Genomic DNA, 17659 nt, shown 5'->3' with positions numbered 1-17659 from the left:
TTCTGGGTTGTCCGCGCGGCTCAGGCGGCCGGTCCGGGCGGGCCGGCCAGGACCCGCTGGATCAGCGTGACCTCGTCGGCGCCGCTGTCGGGCACGACGAAGTCGTCGAGCCGGCAGATGTCGTCGATGGACCCGTCGATGTCGTCGGGGGTGGCCGGCGCGGGCCCGCCGTACCAGCCGGGGGTGACGCCGAGGAAGATCCGGCCGACCCGGCCGCCGCCGACGGTGAGGATGTGCCGGTTGATCCGGCACCGCTCGGAGGCGAGGTACGTCGCCACGGCCGCGACGTGCCGCGGGTCGAACCGGTCGGCCAGGTCGCCGAGGAGGTTCTCGGTCATCCGGGTCGCCGCGGTGGGCGCGATCGCGTTGACCAGGATGCCGTGCCGGGCGCCCTCCAGCGCGAGGACGTTCATCAGGCCGATCAGCCCGGCCTTCGCCGCGCCGTAGTTGGCCTGGCCGAAGTTGCCGAACAGCCCGGACGACGAGCTGGTCAGCACGATGCGGCCGTAGCCGCGCTCGACCAGGTGCGGCCAGGCGGGGCGCAGCACGTGGAACGCCCCGGCGAGGTGCACGTCGAGCACGGCGGTGACGTCGTCGTCGCCCATCTTGGCCAGCGTCCGGTCCCGCAGGATGCCGGCGTTGTGGATGACCGCGTCGAGGCGGCCGTACGCGTCGACGGCGCGGCGCACCAGGTTCGCGCCGCCCTCGGCGGTCGCCACCGAGTCGGTCGAGGCGACGGCGGTGCCGCCGGCCGCGCGGATCTCGGCGACGACCTGCTCGGCCGCGCCGGAGGAGCCCGACCCGTCGACCGTGCCGCCGAGGTCGTTGACGACCACCGACGCGCCCCGCTCGGCGAGGCTGAGGGCGTGGGCCCGGCCGATGCCGTTGCCGGCCCCGGTGACGACGACGACCCGGCCGTCGAGGGTGACCCGGGCGCTCATCGCTCGTTCCCCAGGACCGCCACGAACGCGACGCAGGAGCCGGGCTGCCCGCCGAGGTTCTGCGCGACCGCCAGCCGGGCGTCGGGCACCTGCCGGCTGCCGGCCTCGCCGCGGAGCTGGGTGAAGCACTCGAACATCATCCGCAGCCCGGTCGCGCCGATCGGGTGGCCGAACGACTTGAGGCCGCCGTCGGTGTTGACCGGCAGCGCCCCGTCGAGGTCGTAGCGGCCGTCGAGGATGTCGCGCCAGCCCTTGCCGCGTTCCGAGAACCCGAGGTCCTCCATGAGCACCACCTCCGTCGGTGTGAAACAGTCGTGCACCTCGGCCAGGGAGATCTGCGTGGCCGGGTCCGTGACGCCGGCCTGCTCGTAGGCCTGCCGGGCCGCCGCGACCACCTCCGGGAAGGTGGTGAAGTCGTAGCCGTCGGTGGCCAGCCCGGCCCCCGACCCGGCGACGAAGCCCATCCCCCGCAGGTAGACGGGCCGGTCGGTGTAGCGGTGGGCGTCCTCGGCGCGCACGAGGATCGCGGCGGCGGCCCCGTCGGAGACGCCCGAGCAGTCCATGACGCCCAGCGGCCCGGCCACCCGCGGCGAGTTCTCCACCGTCTCGGCGGTCACCGCCTTGCGGAACTGGGCGCGCTCGTTGCGCGCGCCGTTGGCGTGGTTCTTCACGGCGACCCGGGTCAGGGCGTCGCGCATGCCGCGCGCGTCCACCCCGTACGCCCGCTGGTAGGCGGGGACGAGCAGGGAGAACCCGCCGGGGGCGGTCCAGTCGACGTCGGTGCCGTCGGCGGGCGGATAGACGGCGGACAGCCCCGAGTAGGAGGAGTCCTTCAGCTTCTCCACCCCGGTCGCCATGACCATGTCGTACGCCCCGGACGCGACGGCGTACGCGGCGTTGCGGAACGCCTCGGAGCCGGTGGCGCAGTAGTTCTCGACGCGGGTGACGGGCTTGCCGGTCAGCCGCAGCGGCCGGGCGAGGGTCTGCCCGGACAGGCCCGAGCCCTGCGTGCCGACCCAGAACGCGTCGACGTCGTCGAGGGTGAGCGCGGGCGTCGACCCGACGCACTCCCGCACGGCGTCGACGAGCAGGTCGTCGGCCGAGGCGTGCCAGTGGTCGCGGAACGGGGTGCAGCCCATCGCGACGATCGCGACGTCGTTGACCGTGCGCCTACTGGCCATCGGTGGTGTCCTTTCCGGGCGGGGCGTCCTGGGGCGTCGGGCGGAGCTTCCAGAAGTAGTTGTGGATCGCGTCGGTGGTCCACAGCCGCCGGAAGGTCGGCGTCATCGCCATGCCCACGGTGACGTCGGCGGGCGCGACGTCGGTCGCGTAGGCGCTGAGCCGGCCGCCGCCGTCGACGTCGGCGACGACGACCGCGACCTCCGGCTCCGGCATGGTGGTCAGGTGGTCGCGGGTCACCGACACGACCCGGGCGGTGCGCTCGCGCAGCGAGACCTTCCCGGTGGCGTCGGGCGTCGCGGCGATGCCGCAGGCGGCGCAGGCCCGGCCGGGGGGCGTGGTGACCGCGCCGCAGGCGTCGCACCGGCTGGCCTCCAGCCGGTACTTCCAGCCGGCGCGGCGGCGCATCGGCGGCGCTGCCGGGGCGGGTGCCGCCGGCCGGGCCGGGCCCTGCACGTCGAGCAGCCCGCGCCAGCGCAGGTAGCGGCCGTAGCCGAGGGGTTGGCGCGCGGCGAGCTGGTCGCGCACGGACGGGCCGCCGCGCGCCGCGCGTACCCCGTCGCCGACGCGGAAGACGAACGCGTCGGCGCCCTCGGTGGCCGACAGCAGCAGGATCGTCTGGCCGGGGCGGGCCTCGTCGAGCGCGGCGGCGAGCAGCAGCCCCGGGTGGGCGGCCCCGGTGAAGCCGGTGGCCCGCTCGATCGTCGCGTCCCGGCCGTCGCCGCCCAGCGCCCGGCGCAGCGCCGCCGCCGCGCGCGGGTTCGACGACGACACGACGACGGTGTCGACGGCGTCGAGGGCCGCCTCGGCCAGGGCGCGGCGGGCCGCATCGAGGCCGGCGGCGGCGAGGACCTCGGCGGTGAACCGCTCGTCCCAGACCCGGTCGTGGCGCTCCCCGGGCAGCCGCCAGCGGTCCAGGACCTCGGCGGTGCGCCCGGCGCGGGCCAGGAGCGCGGCGGCGGCCGGGCCGCCGCCGACGAGGCCGACGGCGGCGTCGCCCTGGGCCAGCTCGTCGGGCGCGCCGGGGCGGGTGGTGCGCAGGTCGGCCAGGGCGGCGGTCGCGCCGGCCCGGACGACGAGGTCGAGGGCGGTCGCGCCGCTGCGGTGCCCGCGCAGGTCGACCGCGGCGATCCCCGGGTCGAGACCGAGGGCCTCGTGCGCCACCCCGGCGGAGGTCTTCGCCTCGTACGGGGCGTTGGTGGTGGCGAACAGCAGTTGCCGGCCGGGCCCGGTGGCGGCGGCGACATGGCGCAGCGCCTCGACGGCCATCGTGACGGTGTCCTCGTCGAACGCGGCGACGCCCCGGGCCGGGCCGCCGGGCCGGGGCGGCGTCGTCGCGTCGAGTCGGTTGTCGGCGAGCACGTACGCCGGGAGGTAGGCCGCGTAGGCGTCGATGCCGGGCTGTTCGGGCATGGGTGGCGGTTCTCCTTCAGGTCCAGGAGGGGATGGCGGCGAGGAGCCGTCGGGTGTACTCCTGCTGCGGCCGGTCCAGCACGCTGTCGGCGTCGCCGGACTCGACCACCCGCCCGCCGCTCATCACGGTGATCCGGTCGCAGAGGTCGCTGGCGAGCATGAGGTCGTGGGTGACGAAGAGCAGGCCGATGCCGAGCTCGTCGACGAGGGTGCGGAACAGGCCGACGACCTTGGTCTGCGTCGTGACGTCGAGGGCGGTGGTGCACTCGTCGGCGATCACCAGGGCGGGGCGGGTGACGACGGCGAGCGCGATGGCGACCCGCTGGCGCAGGCCGCCGGAGAGCTGGTGGGGATAGCTGTCGAGGACGCGGGCCGGGTCGGCGATGCGCATCTGCTCCAGCACCTCCAGCGAGCGGCGGCGCACCTCGGCCCGGGTGATGTCGCGGACGTGCCGGCGCAGCACCTCGGCGAGCTGGGCGCGGACCCGCAGCAGCGGGTTCAGCGACCGCGACGCGTCCTGGAAGACCATGCCGACGGCGCTGCCGCGCACCCGGTCGGTGCGGTCGACGCCGGGGGCCACCACCACGTCGCCGGCCAGCGCGACGGAGCCGCGTTCGACACGGACGTTGCGGTCGAGCAGCCCGACGACGCAGCGGGCGAGGGTGGTCTTGCCGCTGCCGGACTCCCCGACGACGCCGACGATCTGGCCCCGGCGGATCTCCAGGTCGACGTCGTCGAGCAGGCGCAGGTCGCCGGAGGAGAGCCGGGCGGTGACGGCGAGGCCGTCGGCCTTCAGCAGGACGCTCATCGGCGCGCCTTCCGGGGGTCGTGGTGGGTGAGCAGCGCGTCGCCGAGCAGGTTCACCAGCAGCACCAGCAGCGTGATGGCGAGCCCGGGGAAGAACGCGATCCACCACGCCTGGCTCAGCTCGTCCTGGCCGGACGCCAGCATCGAGCCCCAGCTGTTCATCGGCGGCACCACGCCCAGGCCGAGGAAGCTCAGCGCGCTCTCGACCAGGATGGCCGTGCCGACCTGGAGGGTGCCGAGCGCGACGGTCGTGCCGGCGAGGTTGGGCAGGATGTGCCGGAAGACGATCCGGGGTTCCGACGCGCCGGCCGCGCGCAGGCCGAACACGAACTGCCGCTCCCGGATCGCCATGGTCGCCGAGCGGGTGACGCGGGCGCAGACGGCCCAGCCGGTGAGCGCCAGCACGAGGAACAGCACCGGCAGCGAGCTGCCCCGGTTCGCGATGATCGCGAGGGCGACGAGGATGAACGGCAGGGCGAGCTGGGCGTCGATGAGCACCGAGATGACCCGGTCGACCCAGCCCCGGAAGTAGCCGGCGAGCACGCCGAGCAGCGTGCCGGGACCGATGGCGACGAGCGCGCCGACCAGGCCGATGACGATCGTCAGGCGGCCGGCCGTGACGAACTGGGTGAGCACGTCCTGACCGAGCTTGTCGGTGCCCAGGGGGTGCGCCCAGGTGCCGCCGGGCAGGAAGGCCGGCGGCTGCCGGGTCGCCGCCAGGTCCTGACCGGCCGCCGGGAGCAGCCCGGTCAGCGGCAGCACGAACACCCCGACGGAGACGACGGCCAGCGGCAGGGACAGCCAGAACACGGAGGTACGCGCGCGCCGGCCGGTCCGCCGGGGCGGCGCCCCCGCGGCGGTCGGGTCGAGTTCGAGTTGGCTCACGCCGGTCACCTCACCCTCGGGTCGACGATCGAGTGCAGGACGTCGACGACCAGGTTGAGCAGGACGAAGACCAGCGCGCCGAAGACGACGATCGCCTGCACGAGCGGGAAGTCGCGGAACTGGATGGCCTGGAGCGCGAGCTGCCCGAGGCCCGGCCAGGAGTAGACGTACTCGACGGCGACCGCGCCCGAGAGCAGGATGCCGGTCTGGAGCACGACGATCGTCAGGATCGGCATCATGGCGTTGGCGAACGCGTGCCGCCACACGACCCGACGGTTGCCGAGCCCCCGGGCTCGGGCGGAGTCGATGTAGGGCTCGGCGAGGGCCTCGCTCATCGAGGCGCGGGTGAGCCGGGCGATGTGCGCCATCGGGTAGACCGACATGGTGAGGGCGGGCAGGATCAGGTGCTTCGGGGTGCCCGACTGCCCGGCGGGCAGCCAGCCGAGCTTCACGGCGAACAGCACCACGAGCATCATGCCGAACCAGAAGACGGGCACGGACTGCCCGAGCAGGGCGACGGTGGAGGCGGCCCGGTCCCACCAGGTGCCCTCCCGGGTCGCGGCGAGCACGCCGAGGGGCACGCCGACGAGCAGGGCGAGGCCCATGCCGGCGGCGACCAGTTGCAGCGTGTACGGCAGCCGGTCGGCGATCATCGACGTGTTGGACTGGTAGAACTGGAGCGACTGGCCGAGGTCGCCGGTGAGGATGCCCCGCAGGTAGTCGAGGTACTGCACGACCAGGGGCAGGTCGAGGCCGAGCTCGTGGCGCAGCGCCTCGCGCTGCTCCGGCGGCGCCATCGGCCCGAGGATGGTCGCGGTGGGGTCGCCGGAGAGGCGGCCCAGCAGGAACGCGAGGCTGAGGGCGATCAGCAGCGACGCGAACAGGGACGCGAGCCGGCTGCCGACCCGGCGGACGGTGCTGGCCTTCATCGGCGGGACCTCCAGCGCGCTCCGGGCATGGCGGCGAGCAGCTCGCGGGTGTAGTCGTTCTCGGGGGTGACGAAGACCTGCTCGCAGGGCCCCGACTCGACGACCCGGCCGCGGTACATGACGTGCACGACGTCGCAGAGCGACCGGACGACGGCGAGGTCGTGGCTGATCATCAGCAGCGCCGCGCCGGTGGTGGCGCGGATCTGCCGGAGCAGGGCCAGCACGTCGGCCTGGACGGAGACGTCGAGGCCGGAGGTCGGCTCGTCGGCGACGATGAGGCGCGGGCGCATGAGCAGCGCCCGGGCGATGCAGACCCGCTGGGCCTGGCCGCCGGAGAGCTGGTGCGGGTAGCGGTCGAGCAGCTCGGGGGCGAGCCGGACGCTGCCGAGCAGCTCGGCGTCGCCGATCCAGGAGGTGCGCTCGGGTTGCAGGGCGCGCAGCTCCCGCAGCCCGGACCGCACGGACTGGCGGGGGTCGAGGGAGCCGTGCGGGTCCTGGAAGACGACCTGCACCTCGGGCCGGAGCCGGCGCAGCCGCGTACGGCTGATCTCCGACAGGGAGTGGCCGAGCAGCCGGATGTCGCCGCCGCCGCGCGGCCCCAGCGCGGTGGCGGCCATCGCGAGCGTCGTCTTGCCGGAGCCGGACTCGCCGACGACGGCGACGCTCTGGCCGGCGTCGATGCGCAGCGACACGTGGTCGACGGCGCGGAAGACCTGGCCGGTGCCGCGGTCGCGGTGCTCGACGACGAGGTCGTCGACCACCAGCACCGGGGTCTCCGGCTCCGGGGTGCGGGGGTGCCGGGCGGCCTCGCCCGACACCCCCTTGCGCACTGCCTCGGTCATCGTCAGCGGGTCGTCTTCGTGAAGTCCACGGTGTTCAGGGGGCCGAACACCACGCCGGAGACGCCGGGGGCGGTCGCGTAGTTGAACACCTGCCGGTACAGCGGCACGTAGCAGTGCTTGTCCACCACGCCGATCGTGTTGAGCTGGTCGTAGATCGGGGCGGCCTGCTCGGCGCCGTCCTGCTCCAGCGCCTGCTGGGCGAGCTCGTCGATCTTCGGGTCGGGGCAGTTGCCGGTGATCGACTTCGTCTTCATGAAGCCGCTGACGAAGTAGTCCGGCACGGCGACGTTCGGCACCCCGGCGAAGATGGAGATGCCGGGCACCTGACGGCCGATGATCCGCTTGACGAGCGTGCCGTAGTCGAGCGGGACGTAGGTCACCTTGAAGCCGGACTGTTCGAGGCTGCCGCCGACGGCCTGGGCGACCTCCTCGATGTTGGTGTACTGGGCAGCCGGGTAGCTGATCTGCACGGTCGGGGCGGCGGAGCCGACGAGTTCCTTGGCCCGGGCGGCGTCGGCGGTCACGCTCCGCGCCGGCTGCTGACCCGGCTTGACGTTGAGCAGCCCGGCGTCGGCGACGGCCTGGCCGTCGAAGATGCCCTTGACGATCGCGTCGCGGTCGATGGCCAGGGCGGCGGCCTCGCGCAGCTTCGGGTCGTCGAAGGGGGCCTTCGTCGAGTCGAGGAACGCGATGATCTTCATGGCCGTCTCGGTGCTGACCACGTCGACGCCGGCGTTCTTGGCCGCGCTCGCCTGCGCGGGCGGCAGGTCGAAGGAGATGTCGACGCTCTTGCTCTGGATCAGCGCGAGGCGCTGCGCGGCCTCGTTGGCCCAGGTGAAGGTGATGCCGTCGTTGGCGGCCTTCGTGCCCCAGTAGTCGGGGTTCTTCTTGACCGAGATGTCGCGGCCGGCGTTCGCGCCTCCCCAGACGTACGGGCCGGTGCCGACGGGGGCGGCGGCGAAGCCCTCCGACCCCTTCTCCTGGTAGTACTTCGGCGGCACCAGGTAGACCGTGGTGAGCAGGTCGGGGATGTTGTACTGCGGGGTCTTCGTCTTGACCACGACCGTGGTGGCGTCGGGCGCCTCGATCGCGGTGACGTTGGTGAAGTAGGACTTGAGCTGGGAGGCGGCGGCGTCGCGGGTGAGCGTGATGGTGTTCGCCACGGCCGCCGCGTCGGCCTTCTCGCCGTTGCTGAAGGCGATGTCGGGCCGGACCTTGAAGGTCCAGGTCGTCGCGTCGGTGCGCGTCCAGCTCGTGACCAGGCCGGTGTCGGTCGGGGCGAGGTCCTTGTCGGTGTTGATCAGGGGCTCCAGCATCGTCGCCCAGACGATCTGGGCGGAGCGCGCGCCGACGATCGGGTCGAGGGTGGCCGGCTGGGCGGCGAGCAGCGCCCGGACGGTGGCCGAGCCGGACGACCGGGCGTCATCGGAGTCGGACCCGCCGCACGCGGTGAGGCTGGCGCTCGCGATGGCAAGGGCGGCGGCCGCAGCGAGGGGCCGCCGGGAGCGCAGGAATTTCGTGATCATCATGGGCGTCCTTCAGAGGCGATGGACCCGCCAGGTCGCGGCCTGAGCCGGCGGTGACGTTCGCCACAAAGTACCGACCAGCCGGTATCAAGTCAACGGGTCGAGTGGGTATCTCGTCCGTGACGTTCGTGTGTCAAAGGGCCGCCCGCCAGGGGCGTTGTATTCATACCGACCGGTATGTATGATGCGGCGGTGACCATCACCCTCACCCATGGGCACGACGGCCGCGTGGCGTGCGTCCGCTACGACAACGCCGCCCGCGGCAACTGCGTCGACGACGCCGCGCTGCGCGAACTCGTCGACACCATGACGGCCGCCGCCGCCGACGAGACCTGCGTGGTGATCCGCCTCGACATGGCCGGGCGGCACTTCTGCGGCGGCTGGGACACCTCGTCCTTCGCCAAGCTGGCCGGCGCAACCCGCGAGGCGGTCGCCGCCCGGCTGCGCGGCAGCGACGCGGCGCTGGAGGAGATCCGGCGGCTCCCGGTGCCCGTCGTCGCCGCCGTCCGGGGCCAGGTCATCGGGTTCGGCGCGGGCCTGCTCGACGCCGTGCACCTGCCCGTCGCCGCCGCCGACGCCCGGCTGTCGCTGCCGGAGGCCCGCTTCGGCTTCGCGCCCGCCGGGGTCGGCCACACGATCACCCGGGCCCTGCCCCGGCCGCACGCCTACCACCTGCTGACCGGCGCGGCGACCGCCACCGCCGCCCAGCTGCACGCCTGGGGCCTGGTCGCCCGGGTCGTCCCCGACGCCCACCTCGACCGCGAGGTGGACGACCTCGTCGACTCGCTGCTCGCCCTGCCGCCGGGCACCCTGCGGGCGGTGGTCGAGGTCGTCGAGTCGAGCCTCGCCAGCGGGGCCCCCGACCACGCGTACGACGTCTCGGCGCGCACGATCGTCGCCGGCCTCGCCGCGCGGGCGGTGTCCGGGTGAGCCGGCCGTTCCGGCCCGGCGAGGCCGTCTGGGTGGAGTTGTGCACCCCGGACCCCGAGCGGGCCGAGGCCTTCTACGGCGACCTGCTCGGCTGGACGGTGCGCGCGGAGCGGCTGGGCGTCGGCACCTACCGCATGTGCGGCGTCGACGGGCGCGACGTCGCCGGCATCTCCGACGCCGCCGCGCTGCACGGGGGCCGCCCCCGGGGCTGGCTCACCTACTTCGCGGTCGACGACGTCGCGGCGTCGGCGCGGCAGGCCGTCGCGCTCGGCGGCGAGCTGGTCACGCCCCCGCGCTACCTGCCCGCGGCCGGCACCGGGGCGGCGGTCGTCGACCCCTTCGGCGCGGCCTTCGGCCTCTACCAGGGCGAGTCGCGCGCCGGCGTCCAGGCCCTCAACTCGGTCGGCGCGCTGTGCTGGAACGAGCTGGACACCGGCGAGCCCGCGCGGGCCGTGGCCTACTACCGGGCCCTGTTCGGCTACACCACCCGCCAGCGCGGCGACGCGCCGACGGCCCGGCCGTACACGCTGCTGATGCTCGGCGACGTCCCGGTGGCCGGCGTCCTCGAACTGGACAACGAGTGGCCCAACCTCATCCCGTCGAAGTGGATCACCTACTTCGCCGTCGCCGACCTCGACGACGCGCTGGCCCGGGTCGCCGCCCTGGGCGGCACGCCGACCGTCGGGCCGGTCGACAGCCCGCACGGACGCCTACACCTGATCAAGGACCCCGGCGGGCACACGCTGTGCCTCATCCAGCTCGAAGGCGGGCTCCGCCCCGTACCCGACTCCTGCGACCCGGCGGTGACCCGATGATGGCCGAGCCCCTGTTCGACTCCGCCGAGTTCCGCCAGGTGTGCGGGCACTTCCCCACCGGCGTGACCGCCGTGACCGCCGTGACCGGCGCGGGCGAGGTCGCCGCGCTGACCGTGAACTCGTTCACCTCGGTCTCGTTGCGGCCGCCGAAGGTGCTGTTCTGCGTCACCAGCCACTCGTCGAGCTTCCCGGTCCTGATGGCGGCCGACCGCATCGCGATCCACATCCTCAGCCAGAACCAGGAGGACGTCGCCCGGCGGTTCGCCACCTCCGGCCTGTCCGGCGCGCAGCGGCTCGACGGCGTGTCCTGGGTGCCCGGCCCCGACGCCGTCCCGCTGCTGCCCGGCACGCCGGCGATCCTCGCCGGCCGCCGCGACGAGGTCATCACCAGCGGCGACCACGTGATCGTCCTGCTGGACGTCGACCACGTGCACCTGAAGCCGACGGGCGTGCCGGCGCTGTCGTTCTACCGGGGCCGGTTCGTCGCCCCGTCGGACGCCGCGCCGCAGTGAGCGCGCCGGCGCGACCGACCGGCGGGCCCGCGCCGGCGCGACCCGGCGGGTCGCGCCGGCCCGACGCCCGGCCCCGGGCGCGGGCTCAGCCGTAGTAGCGGAACAGGATCTCCGCCACGCAGCAGGGCTGCGACCGGTCGGCGAACTCCACGACCACCGCCGCCTTGGCCTGCACGCCGCCGGGCGAGCCGTCCTGCGCCGCCGGGATCGGCCGGGCCGAGACGAGGGTCGCCGTGCCCTGGATCTCGACGCCCGGCGGCAGCGGCCGGACGAAGCGGACCCGGTCCAGGCCGTAGTTGACCCCCATCGAGTGCGTGCGCACCTCAAGGATGTCCGCGAGCAGGAGCGGGACGAGCGCCAGGGTCAGGAACCCGTGTACGACCGTCGTGCCGAACGGCCCGGAGCGCGCCCGTTCGACGTCGACGTGGATCCACTGGTGGTCGCCGGTGACGTCGGCGAACCGGTCGATCTGCTCCTGGGTCACCACCCGGGGCTCGCTGACCCCGAGGTCCTGGCCGACCAGGTCGAGCAGGTCACCCGGGGTGTGCACGATCGTCTTCTTCGCGGTGCGCATGGTTCGCTCCGTTCCAGCGGGTCGGTCGAGGGCGGCGGCGGGACAGGGGCTGCGGCGGGACAGGGTCGTGGACTACGCCGGGGCCCCGGGCGGGCCGGGCCGGGCCGCCGCCTGGTCCGCGACGTGCGCGGCGAGGGCCGCCCACTCGCGTTCCCAGGCCGCGTCGGCGACGGCGGGCCGGGCCAGGCCCAGCATCCGGCGGACCGCCGTCTCGTCGCGGGCCGCGACGGTGGCCACCAGCGCGTCGACGTGCGGCACGAGGTCGGCGTCGGCGACGGCCTCGCTGACCAGGCCCCGGCGGGCGGCCTCGTCGGCCGACCACGTCTCGCCCGTGACGAGCAGCCGGCGGGCCAGCGCCGGGCCGACGGCGAGCGGCAGCAGGACGCTGGAGCCCCAGCCGGGGACCTGACCGGCGGCGAGGTGCCGGTCGCCGAGGCGGGCGCTGCCGGCCGCGACGGCGATGTCGCAGGCCAGCAGCAGTTCGAGCCCGCCGCCGAAGGCCGCCCCGTTGACCGCGGCGACGGTGGGCACCCGGGCCGACCGGATCGCGCGCACGAGTGAGCGGCCCCGGTCGAGGAAGGCCAGCAGCGCGGGCAGGTCGCCGAGCAGGCCGGTGGCCTCGGTGAGGTCGGCGCCGGCGCAGAAGCTGCGGCCGGTGCCGGTGAGCACGAGCGCCCGTACGCCGGGATCGTCCGCGCCGGCGAGCCACCGTTCGAGGCCGGCGAGCACCGTGCTGTCGCACGCGTTGCCCGCGCCCGGGCGGTCGATGCGGGCCCAGAGGGCGGGGCCGCGCCGGGTGACGACGACGGCGGTCATGCCAGGCTCACGCAGAGCTTGCCGAACGCCATGCCGGCGAGCATCCGGGCGGCCTGGGCGCGGACGTCGGCGAGGTCGACGACGCTGTCGACGGCGGGCCGGATGCCGTGGGTGTCGACGTAGTCGACCAGGGCCCGGAACTCGTCGAGGGTGCCCATGGTCGACCCGTGCACGGTGATCTCCCGGGCGAACAGGCGCGGCAGGTCCAGCTGGGCGGTGAAGCCGCTCGTGCCGCCGCACACGACGATGACGCCGCCGGCCCGGGTCGAGCGCACCGAGTGCGCGAAGGTGGCGGGGCCGACGGTCTCGACGACGACGTCGGCGAGCTCCGGCACGCGTTCGCCGACGTCCAGGGCGACGGCGGCGCCGAGGGCGAGCGCCCGCTCGCGCTTGGCCGGGGAGCGGGAGGTGACGACGACGGAGGCGCCGGCCGCCACGGCGAGGCCGACGGCGGCGGTCGCGACGCCGCCGCCCGCGCCCTGCACGAGCACGACCCGTCCGGGCCCGACCGTGGCCTTGGTGAACAGCATCCGGTACGCGGTCAGCCAGGCCGTCGGCAGGCAGGCGGCCTCGGCCCAGCTCAGGGCGGCGGGCTTGGGCACGAGGTGGCCCGCCGGCACGACGACGCGCTCGGCGAGGAGGCCGTGGCCGGCGTCGGGCAGCAGGGTCGCGTGGGCGACGGCGCGGCCGTCGGGCGCGGTGGGCAGCACCGGGTAGACGACGACGTCCCGGCCGTCGGCCACCCCGGCGGCGTCGCTGCCGATGACGTGCGGCCCGCCGTGGGGACGGCCGGCGACGCCGCGCAGCGTCCAGATGTCGTGCATGTTGAGCGTGCCGGCCCGGACGTCGACGCCCACCCAGCCGGGGTGCGGCTGCGGCGCGGCGAGGTCGCCGACGCGCAGGGCGTCGACGGGGTGGTCGGCGCTGGGCTGGACGACGTGGGCGGCCCTCATGCCGGCACCGAGCCCGCCCGCTCGACGGGCCCGTTCCAGAAGGCCACGTCCGACAGGTCGGCGCGGGCGGCGGGCCGGAAGTCGAGGCCCCGGGTGTACGCGACGGGGAGCAGGGTGATCGGCCGCCACTCGGCCGGCAGGCCGAGCACCGCCTGGACGCCGCTGGCCTGGTGGGCCAGGGCGGTGGCCATCACCGAACCCAGGCCCCGGGAGCGCAGCGCGAGTTGGAACGACCAGGCGAACGGGAAGATCGACCCGTAGTAGCCGGACGCGGTGCCGCCGACCGGCCGCTCCGGCAGCGGCTTGGTGCTGCACAGGACGACCAGGACGGGCACCCGGTCGAGGTGGTCGACGAGGTGCTTCACCGCGCGCAGGATCCGGGCCTGTCGCGCCCGGGACTCCGGGTCGGCACGGACGGTCGGCGACAGGCGGGTGGTGGTCGCCGCCTCGCCGCTGGCCAGGGGTCGCTCGACCGTCTGCTGCCAGATCTCGGTGTAGAGCTCGGACAGCTTCCGTTTGAGGGCGGGGTCGTCGACGGCGACGGCGCGCCAGTCCTCGAGGTTGGAGCCCATCGGCGCCTGCTGCGCGAGGCGCAGGCACTCCTCGACGACGGCGCGGCCGACCGGTCGGTCGAAGTCCATCCGGTGGCGCACGGCCCGGGTGGTCGTGAGGACCTCGTCGATGTCGGTGATCACTCTGGTGGTCATGCGGGGTCCTCCCCCGTGAGGCGGTCGACGGGCTTGTCCTCGTAGGGGAAGGGCACTCCCCACCGGTCGAGGTAGGTGACGCTGTTGACGGGACGACGGGTCGCGGCCCGGAAGTCCGTGCCGACGGTGTAGGCGACGGGCAGCATCGTGATCTGTAGCGCGTCGTCGGGGATGCCGAGCAGTTCGGCGGCCCGCGCGGCGTGGTGCAGGTGCAGGGTCGTGATGACGGTGCCGAGTCCACGGGCCCGCAGGGCCAGGTTGAACTGCCAGATCGCCGGGTAGAGGGAGCCGTAGACGGCGGAGTTCGTGCCGGGGCCGCCGGTGGCCGGGTTGGGCCGGGTCGCGCAGGGGATGACGAGGTACGGCGCGCGGCCGATGTTGTCCGCGAGGTGCTCGGCCCCCCGCAGGATGCGCGCGGTCCGGGCGCTGACCTCGCCGTGCGCGCCGACGCCGCCGAGGCGGCCCCTGACCACGTCGCTCTCGACGCCCGCCGCGCTGTGCAACGGCTCGTGGACGTGCTCCCGGTACGCGGTGCGGTAGAGCTCCGCGAGCTCGCCCTTGCGGGCCGGGTCGGCGACGACGAGCCAGCGCCAGTCCTCGGCGCCGCCGCCGGTGGGCGCCTGGAGCGCGAGTTGGAGGCACTCGCCGACGACGCCGAGGGGCACCGGGCGGTCGTAGTCGAGGCGGAGCCGGACAGACCGGGTGGTCGTCAGGACGTGGTGGAGGTCGGTGAACGGCGGCTTCATCGGCCGACCTCCGCGACGTGCTGGGCGTGGATGGTGTCGAGGTATCCGCGGACCGAGACGGGCGCAGCTACGCGCGAGGCCGCCGAGGCTCCCCCGGTCGAGCCCGGAGATGAATCCATCCCCGCCCGTACGGCGCGTGTCACCCGACCCCCTACATACCGACTGGAAGGTATCTACCACGCCCGGCGGGCCAACTCAAGGGGCGTACTTCATACCGACCGGATGGTATTCTGCGCCGACAGGGTGTCCGACGAGGGGGTTCGTGGTGTTCGAGGCATACCAGCTGCCCGAGGAGCACGCGGCGGTGCGGGCGGCCGTCCGCGCGGTGTGCGACGCGAAGGTCGCACCCCACGCGGCCGAGGCCGACGAGACGGGGCAGTTCCCGCAGTCCTCCTACGAGGCGCTGCGCGCCGCCGACTTCCACGCCCCGCACGTCCCCGCCGAGTACGGCGGCGCCGGGGCCGACGCCCTCGCCACCGCGATCGTCATCGAGGAGGTCGCCCGCGCCTGCGCCTGCTCCTCCCTCGTCCCGGCCGGCAACAAGCTGGGCACCATGCCGCTGCTGCTGGCCGCCGACGAGCACCTCAGGCAGCGCTACCTCCCGCCGGTGGCCCGAGGCGAGGCCATGTTCTCCTACTGCCTGTCCGAGCCCGAGGCCGGCAGCGACGCCGCGAGCATGCGCACCCGCGCCGAGCGCGACGGCGACACCTGGGTGCTCAACGGGGTCAAGCGGTGGATCACCAACGCCGGGCTGAGCGAGTTCTACACGGTGTTCGCCGTCACCGACCCGGCCGCCCGCTCCCGGGGCATCTCCGCGTTCGTGGTGGAGCGCTCCGACCCCGGGATCAGCTTCGGCGCGCCCGAGCGGAAGCTCGGCATCAAGGGGTCGCCGACCCGCGAGGTCTACTTCGACGACTGCCGCATCCCCGCCGACCGGATCATCGGCGCGCCGGGCACCGGCTTCGCCACCGCGATGCGGACGCTGGACCACACCCGGGTCACCATCGCCGCCCAGGCCCTCGGCATCGCGCAGGGCGCGCTCGACCACGCGCTGGCCTACGTGCGCCAGCGCCGGCAGTTCGGCCGGCCGGTCGCCGACTTCCAGGGCGTCCAGTTCATGCTGGCCGACATGGGCATGACGCTGGAGGCGGCCCGGCAGCTCACGTACGCCGCCGCCGGCCGGTCCGAGCGCGGCGAGGCCGACCTGACGTACTTCGGCGCGGCGGCGAAGTGCTTCGCCTCCGACGTGGCCATGCGGGTCACCACCGACGCGGTGCAGCTGCTCGGCGGCTACGGCTACACCCGGGACTTCCCGCTGGAGCGGATGATGCGCGACGCCAAGATCACCCAGATCTACGAGGGCACCAACCAGGTGCAGCGCATCGTGATGGCCCGTCAGCTCCTCGGCGGCTGACCCGCTCGGCCCCTACCGACCCGGTCGGCGGCCGGTAGGGGCCGGCCCGGTCGACAGCCTCCCCGGCCGCCGCCCGACCGTGCCCGACCGGGGGCCGGCCGGCCGGCGGTCAGGCGTGGAGGCCCTCCAGCACCATCGCGCTGAACTGGCGCGCCACTTCCTCGACGCTGAGCGGGCCGCCGACGTTGAGCCACTGGTACGCCCAGGCGCACATCCCGACCAGCCCGAACGTGGCGATGCGCGGGTCGACGTCGGAGCGGAACGCCCCCCGGGCGACGCCGTCGGCGATCATCCCGGCGAAGGCCGACTCCACCAGGCTCCGCTTGCGGGTCACCTCGGCGAACAGGTCGGCGGTGAGGTTGCGCCGCTCCTGGTAGAAGATCGTCACGTGCGCCCGGTATTCGGCCACGCTGGTGAGGCTGAACCGGATCAGCTCGGCCACCCGCACCTTCGGGTCGTCGCTGCCGGCCTCGATCTTCGCGATCGCGGCGAGCTGCGCCTCCAGGTATTCCTCCTGGATGTGGCGCAGCAGGTCGTCCTTGCTCTCGAAGTGGTGGTAGAAGGCGCCCTTGGTGAGCTTGGCCCGGTCGGCGATCTCCTGCACCGACGTGCGGTCGAAGCCGCGCTTCTCGAACAGCTCCAGCGCGCTGGCGATCAACGACTTGCGGGTGTTCTCCGGGTCGTAGCCGTCGGGCCACCGCTGCCGGCGACGGGTCGACTCCGGCCGGTTGGACGTGGCACGCGCCATTGGTGGCCTCCTATCCCCTGCACAGCCCCACAATGCTACCGTCCGGTCGGAAGGAATGGGGTACGCGACCCGGGGCGGTTCGCGCCGCGCCCCGCCGGTCAGGCCGCGCCCCCGTTGACGTACAGCACCTGGCCGTTGATCCAGCGGGCCGGGCCGGCCAGGAACGCCACCACCTCGGCGGTGTCGGCCGGCTCGCCGAGCCGCCCCATCGGCGACATGGCCGCCATCGCGGCGATCGTCTGTTCGTCCTTGCCCGCCAGGAACAGGGCCGTGGCCGTGGCGCCCGGCGCGACCGCGTTCACCGTGACGTCACGCCCGCGGAGCTCCCGGGCCAGGATCAACGTGATCGCGTCCACCGCAGCCTTGCTGGCGGCGTACGCGGCGTAGCCGGGCAGCGACAACCGGGGCGTCGTGCTGGAGATGTTGACCAGCGCGCCGCCGGGCCGGATCCGGCGCGCCGCCTGCTGGTCGACCACGAAGGTGCCGCGCACGTTGACGCGGTGCACCCGGTCCAGCTCCGCGAGATCCAGCTCGGTCACCGGGGCGTGCGACGCCACCCCGGCCGAGTGCACGACGACGTCGATCCCGCCGTACGTCCGCTCGGCGACGTCGAACAGCTCCGCCACCGCCAGCTCGTCGGCGACGTCGGCCCGCACCGCCACCGCGTCGCCGCCGGCGGCGACGATCGCCGCCACCACCTGCTCCGCCTCGACCTTGCCGGTGACGAAGTTGACCACCACCGCGAAGCCGTCCGCCGCCAGCCGGCGCGCCACCTGCCGGCCGATGCCCTGGGAACCGCCGGTCACGACGGCGACACGCTGCGGGACGGTCATGACGATTCTCCTGGTCCTCGCGGGGCCGGGACGGCGACGCCGCCCCCGGAGATCGAATTAGATCAAACGGAGTGCGTCGCGCGCCGCCC

Annotated in this window: 19 protein-coding genes; 4 read left to right on the top strand and 15 right to left on the bottom strand. The window is 74.4% G+C overall.

The window, feature by feature from the left end:
- Nucleotides 1-20 precede the first annotated feature (20 nt).
- Genes O7628_RS25185 through O7628_RS25150 form a run of 8 tightly spaced genes read right to left on the bottom strand, consistent with a single transcriptional unit; the run spans nt 21 to nt 8525 of the window.
- Nucleotides 21-941 (bottom strand): SDR family NAD(P)-dependent oxidoreductase, encoded by a 921-nt coding sequence (locus O7628_RS25185; protein ID WP_278134254.1) that lies wholly within the window; start codon nt 939-941, stop codon nt 21-23.
- A complete protein-coding gene (locus O7628_RS25180) occupies nt 938-2122 on the bottom strand; it encodes an acetyl-CoA acetyltransferase (protein WP_278134252.1) in 1185 nt (394 codons plus the stop codon). The genes O7628_RS25185 and O7628_RS25180 overlap by 4 nt, the downstream gene beginning before the upstream one ends.
- Nucleotides 2112-3533 carry a zinc ribbon domain-containing protein gene (locus tag O7628_RS25175; RefSeq protein ID WP_278134250.1) on the bottom strand — a complete coding sequence of 474 codons (1422 nt, stop codon included), beginning with the start codon at nt 3531-3533 and terminating at the stop codon, nt 2112-2114. The genes O7628_RS25180 and O7628_RS25175 overlap by 11 nt, the downstream gene beginning before the upstream one ends.
- Nucleotides 3534-3549: 16 nt before the next feature.
- A complete protein-coding gene (locus O7628_RS25170; protein ID WP_278134248.1) occupies nt 3550-4341 on the bottom strand; it encodes an ABC transporter ATP-binding protein in 792 nt (263 codons plus the stop codon).
- Nucleotides 4338-5225 carry an ABC transporter permease gene (locus O7628_RS25165; protein ID WP_278134246.1) on the bottom strand — a complete coding sequence of 296 codons (888 nt, stop codon included), beginning with the start codon at nt 5223-5225 and terminating at the stop codon, nt 4338-4340. Before O7628_RS25165 ends, O7628_RS25170 begins: the two co-directional genes overlap by 4 nt.
- A 5-nt stretch (nt 5226-5230) precedes the next feature.
- On the bottom strand, nt 5231-6154 hold the full coding sequence (locus O7628_RS25160) for an ABC transporter permease (RefSeq protein ID WP_074478882.1): 924 nt from the start codon (nt 6152-6154) through the stop codon (nt 5231-5233).
- Entirely contained in the window at nt 6151-6996 is an 846-nt protein-coding gene (locus O7628_RS25155; protein ID WP_074478881.1) for a dipeptide/oligopeptide/nickel ABC transporter ATP-binding protein, read from the bottom strand. Before O7628_RS25155 ends, O7628_RS25160 begins: the two co-directional genes overlap by 4 nt.
- Before the next feature lie 2 nt (nt 6997-6998).
- Complete coding sequence (locus tag O7628_RS25150) at nt 6999-8525, bottom strand: ABC transporter substrate-binding protein (protein ID WP_278134242.1); 1527 nt, start codon at nt 8523-8525, stop codon at nt 6999-7001.
- Between the two features lie 189 nt (nt 8526-8714).
- On the opposite strand from O7628_RS25150, the gene O7628_RS25145 reads away from it, so the two are divergent.
- From O7628_RS25145 to O7628_RS25135, 3 genes are read left to right on the top strand one after another with little or no spacing between them, the layout of a single operon-like run.
- Entirely contained in the window at nt 8715-9452 is a 738-nt protein-coding gene (locus tag O7628_RS25145; RefSeq protein ID WP_278134240.1) for an enoyl-CoA hydratase/isomerase family protein, read from the top strand.
- A complete protein-coding gene (locus O7628_RS25140) occupies nt 9449-10267 on the top strand; it encodes a VOC family protein (RefSeq protein WP_278134238.1) in 819 nt (272 codons plus the stop codon). Before O7628_RS25145 ends, O7628_RS25140 begins: the two co-directional genes overlap by 4 nt.
- The gene (locus O7628_RS25135; RefSeq protein WP_178064395.1) at nt 10264-10779 is read left to right on the top strand and encodes a flavin reductase family protein; all 516 of its coding nucleotides are present in this window, start codon (nt 10264-10266) and stop codon (nt 10777-10779) included. Before O7628_RS25140 ends, O7628_RS25135 begins: the two co-directional genes overlap by 4 nt.
- 85 nt (nt 10780-10864) lie before the next feature.
- Here O7628_RS25135 and O7628_RS25130 read toward each other — a convergent pair whose 3' ends face one another.
- From O7628_RS25130 to O7628_RS25110, 5 genes are all read right to left on the bottom strand, one after another.
- The gene (locus O7628_RS25130) at nt 10865-11353 is read right to left on the bottom strand and encodes a MaoC family dehydratase (RefSeq protein WP_278134236.1); all 489 of its coding nucleotides are present in this window, start codon (nt 11351-11353) and stop codon (nt 10865-10867) included.
- A 72-nt stretch (nt 11354-11425) separates the two neighbouring features.
- Entirely contained in the window at nt 11426-12169 is a 744-nt protein-coding gene (locus O7628_RS25125; RefSeq protein ID WP_278134234.1) for an enoyl-CoA hydratase/isomerase family protein, read from the bottom strand.
- A complete protein-coding gene (locus O7628_RS25120; protein WP_278134231.1) occupies nt 12166-13122 on the bottom strand; it encodes a zinc-binding dehydrogenase in 957 nt (318 codons plus the stop codon). Before O7628_RS25120 ends, O7628_RS25125 begins: the two co-directional genes overlap by 4 nt.
- The gene (locus O7628_RS25115) at nt 13119-13829 is read right to left on the bottom strand and encodes a nitroreductase family protein (RefSeq protein ID WP_278134229.1); all 711 of its coding nucleotides are present in this window, start codon (nt 13827-13829) and stop codon (nt 13119-13121) included. The genes O7628_RS25120 and O7628_RS25115 overlap by 4 nt, the downstream gene beginning before the upstream one ends.
- Nucleotides 13826-14575, bottom strand: coding sequence for a nitroreductase family protein (locus O7628_RS25110; RefSeq protein WP_278134227.1), 750 nt, complete (start codon nt 14573-14575; stop codon nt 13826-13828). The genes O7628_RS25115 and O7628_RS25110 overlap by 4 nt, the downstream gene beginning before the upstream one ends.
- 265 nt (nt 14576-14840) lie before the next feature.
- On the opposite strand from O7628_RS25110, the gene O7628_RS25105 reads away from it, so the two are divergent.
- Nucleotides 14841-15989: an acyl-CoA dehydrogenase family protein gene (locus tag O7628_RS25105; RefSeq protein WP_083303027.1), complete on the top strand. Its 1149-nt coding sequence runs from the start codon at nt 14841-14843 to the stop codon at nt 15987-15989.
- Nucleotides 15990-16098: 109 nt separating this feature from the next.
- On the opposite strand, the gene O7628_RS25100 is transcribed toward O7628_RS25105, so the two are convergent.
- A complete protein-coding gene (locus O7628_RS25100; protein ID WP_074478869.1) occupies nt 16099-16737 on the bottom strand; it encodes a TetR/AcrR family transcriptional regulator in 639 nt (212 codons plus the stop codon).
- A 98-nt stretch (nt 16738-16835) separates the two neighbouring features.
- Entirely contained in the window at nt 16836-17570 is a 735-nt protein-coding gene (locus tag O7628_RS25095; protein ID WP_278134224.1) for an SDR family oxidoreductase, read from the bottom strand.
- Nucleotides 17571-17659 lie beyond the last annotated feature (89 nt).

The sequence above is a fragment of the Micromonospora sp. WMMD956 genome (assembly GCF_029626125.1).
GTDB lineage: Bacteria > Actinomycetota > Actinomycetes > Mycobacteriales > Micromonosporaceae > Micromonospora > Micromonospora carbonacea.
This window is presented reverse-complemented; position numbering and strand designations above follow the sequence as displayed.

Coding starts and splice junctions, on each gene's coding strand:
- O7628_RS25185 (WP_278134254.1), bottom strand. CDS start 941: ATGAGCGCCCGGGTCACCCTCGACGGCCGGGTCGTCGTCGTCACCGGG.
- O7628_RS25180 (WP_278134252.1), bottom strand. CDS start 2,122: ATGGCCAGTAGGCGCACGGTCAACGACGTCGCGATCGTCGCGATGGGC.
- O7628_RS25175 (WP_278134250.1), bottom strand. CDS start 3,533: ATGCCCGAACAGCCCGGCATCGACGCCTACGCGGCCTACCTCCCGGCG.
- O7628_RS25170 (WP_278134248.1), bottom strand. CDS start 4,341: ATGAGCGTCCTGCTGAAGGCCGACGGCCTCGCCGTCACCGCCCGGCTC.
- O7628_RS25160 (WP_074478882.1), bottom strand. CDS start 6,154: ATGAAGGCCAGCACCGTCCGCCGGGTCGGCAGCCGGCTCGCGTCCCTG.
- O7628_RS25155 (WP_074478881.1), bottom strand. CDS start 6,996: ATGACCGAGGCAGTGCGCAAGGGGGTGTCGGGCGAGGCCGCCCGGCAC.
- O7628_RS25150 (WP_278134242.1), bottom strand. CDS start 8,525: ATGATGATCACGAAATTCCTGCGCTCCCGGCGGCCCCTCGCTGCGGCC.
- O7628_RS25135 (WP_178064395.1), top strand. CDS start 10,264: ATGATGGCCGAGCCCCTGTTCGACTCCGCCGAGTTCCGCCAGGTGTGC.
- O7628_RS25130 (WP_278134236.1), bottom strand. CDS start 11,353: ATGCGCACCGCGAAGAAGACGATCGTGCACACCCCGGGTGACCTGCTC.
- O7628_RS25125 (WP_278134234.1), bottom strand. CDS start 12,169: ATGACCGCCGTCGTCGTCACCCGGCGCGGCCCCGCCCTCTGGGCCCGC.
- O7628_RS25120 (WP_278134231.1), bottom strand. CDS start 13,122: ATGAGGGCCGCCCACGTCGTCCAGCCCAGCGCCGACCACCCCGTCGAC.
- O7628_RS25115 (WP_278134229.1), bottom strand. CDS start 13,829: ATGACCACCAGAGTGATCACCGACATCGACGAGGTCCTCACGACCACC.
- O7628_RS25110 (WP_278134227.1), bottom strand. CDS start 14,575: ATGAAGCCGCCGTTCACCGACCTCCACCACGTCCTGACGACCACCCGG.
- O7628_RS25100 (WP_074478869.1), bottom strand. CDS start 16,737: ATGGCGCGTGCCACGTCCAACCGGCCGGAGTCGACCCGTCGCCGGCAG.
- O7628_RS25095 (WP_278134224.1), bottom strand. CDS start 17,570: ATGACCGTCCCGCAGCGTGTCGCCGTCGTGACCGGCGGTTCCCAGGGC.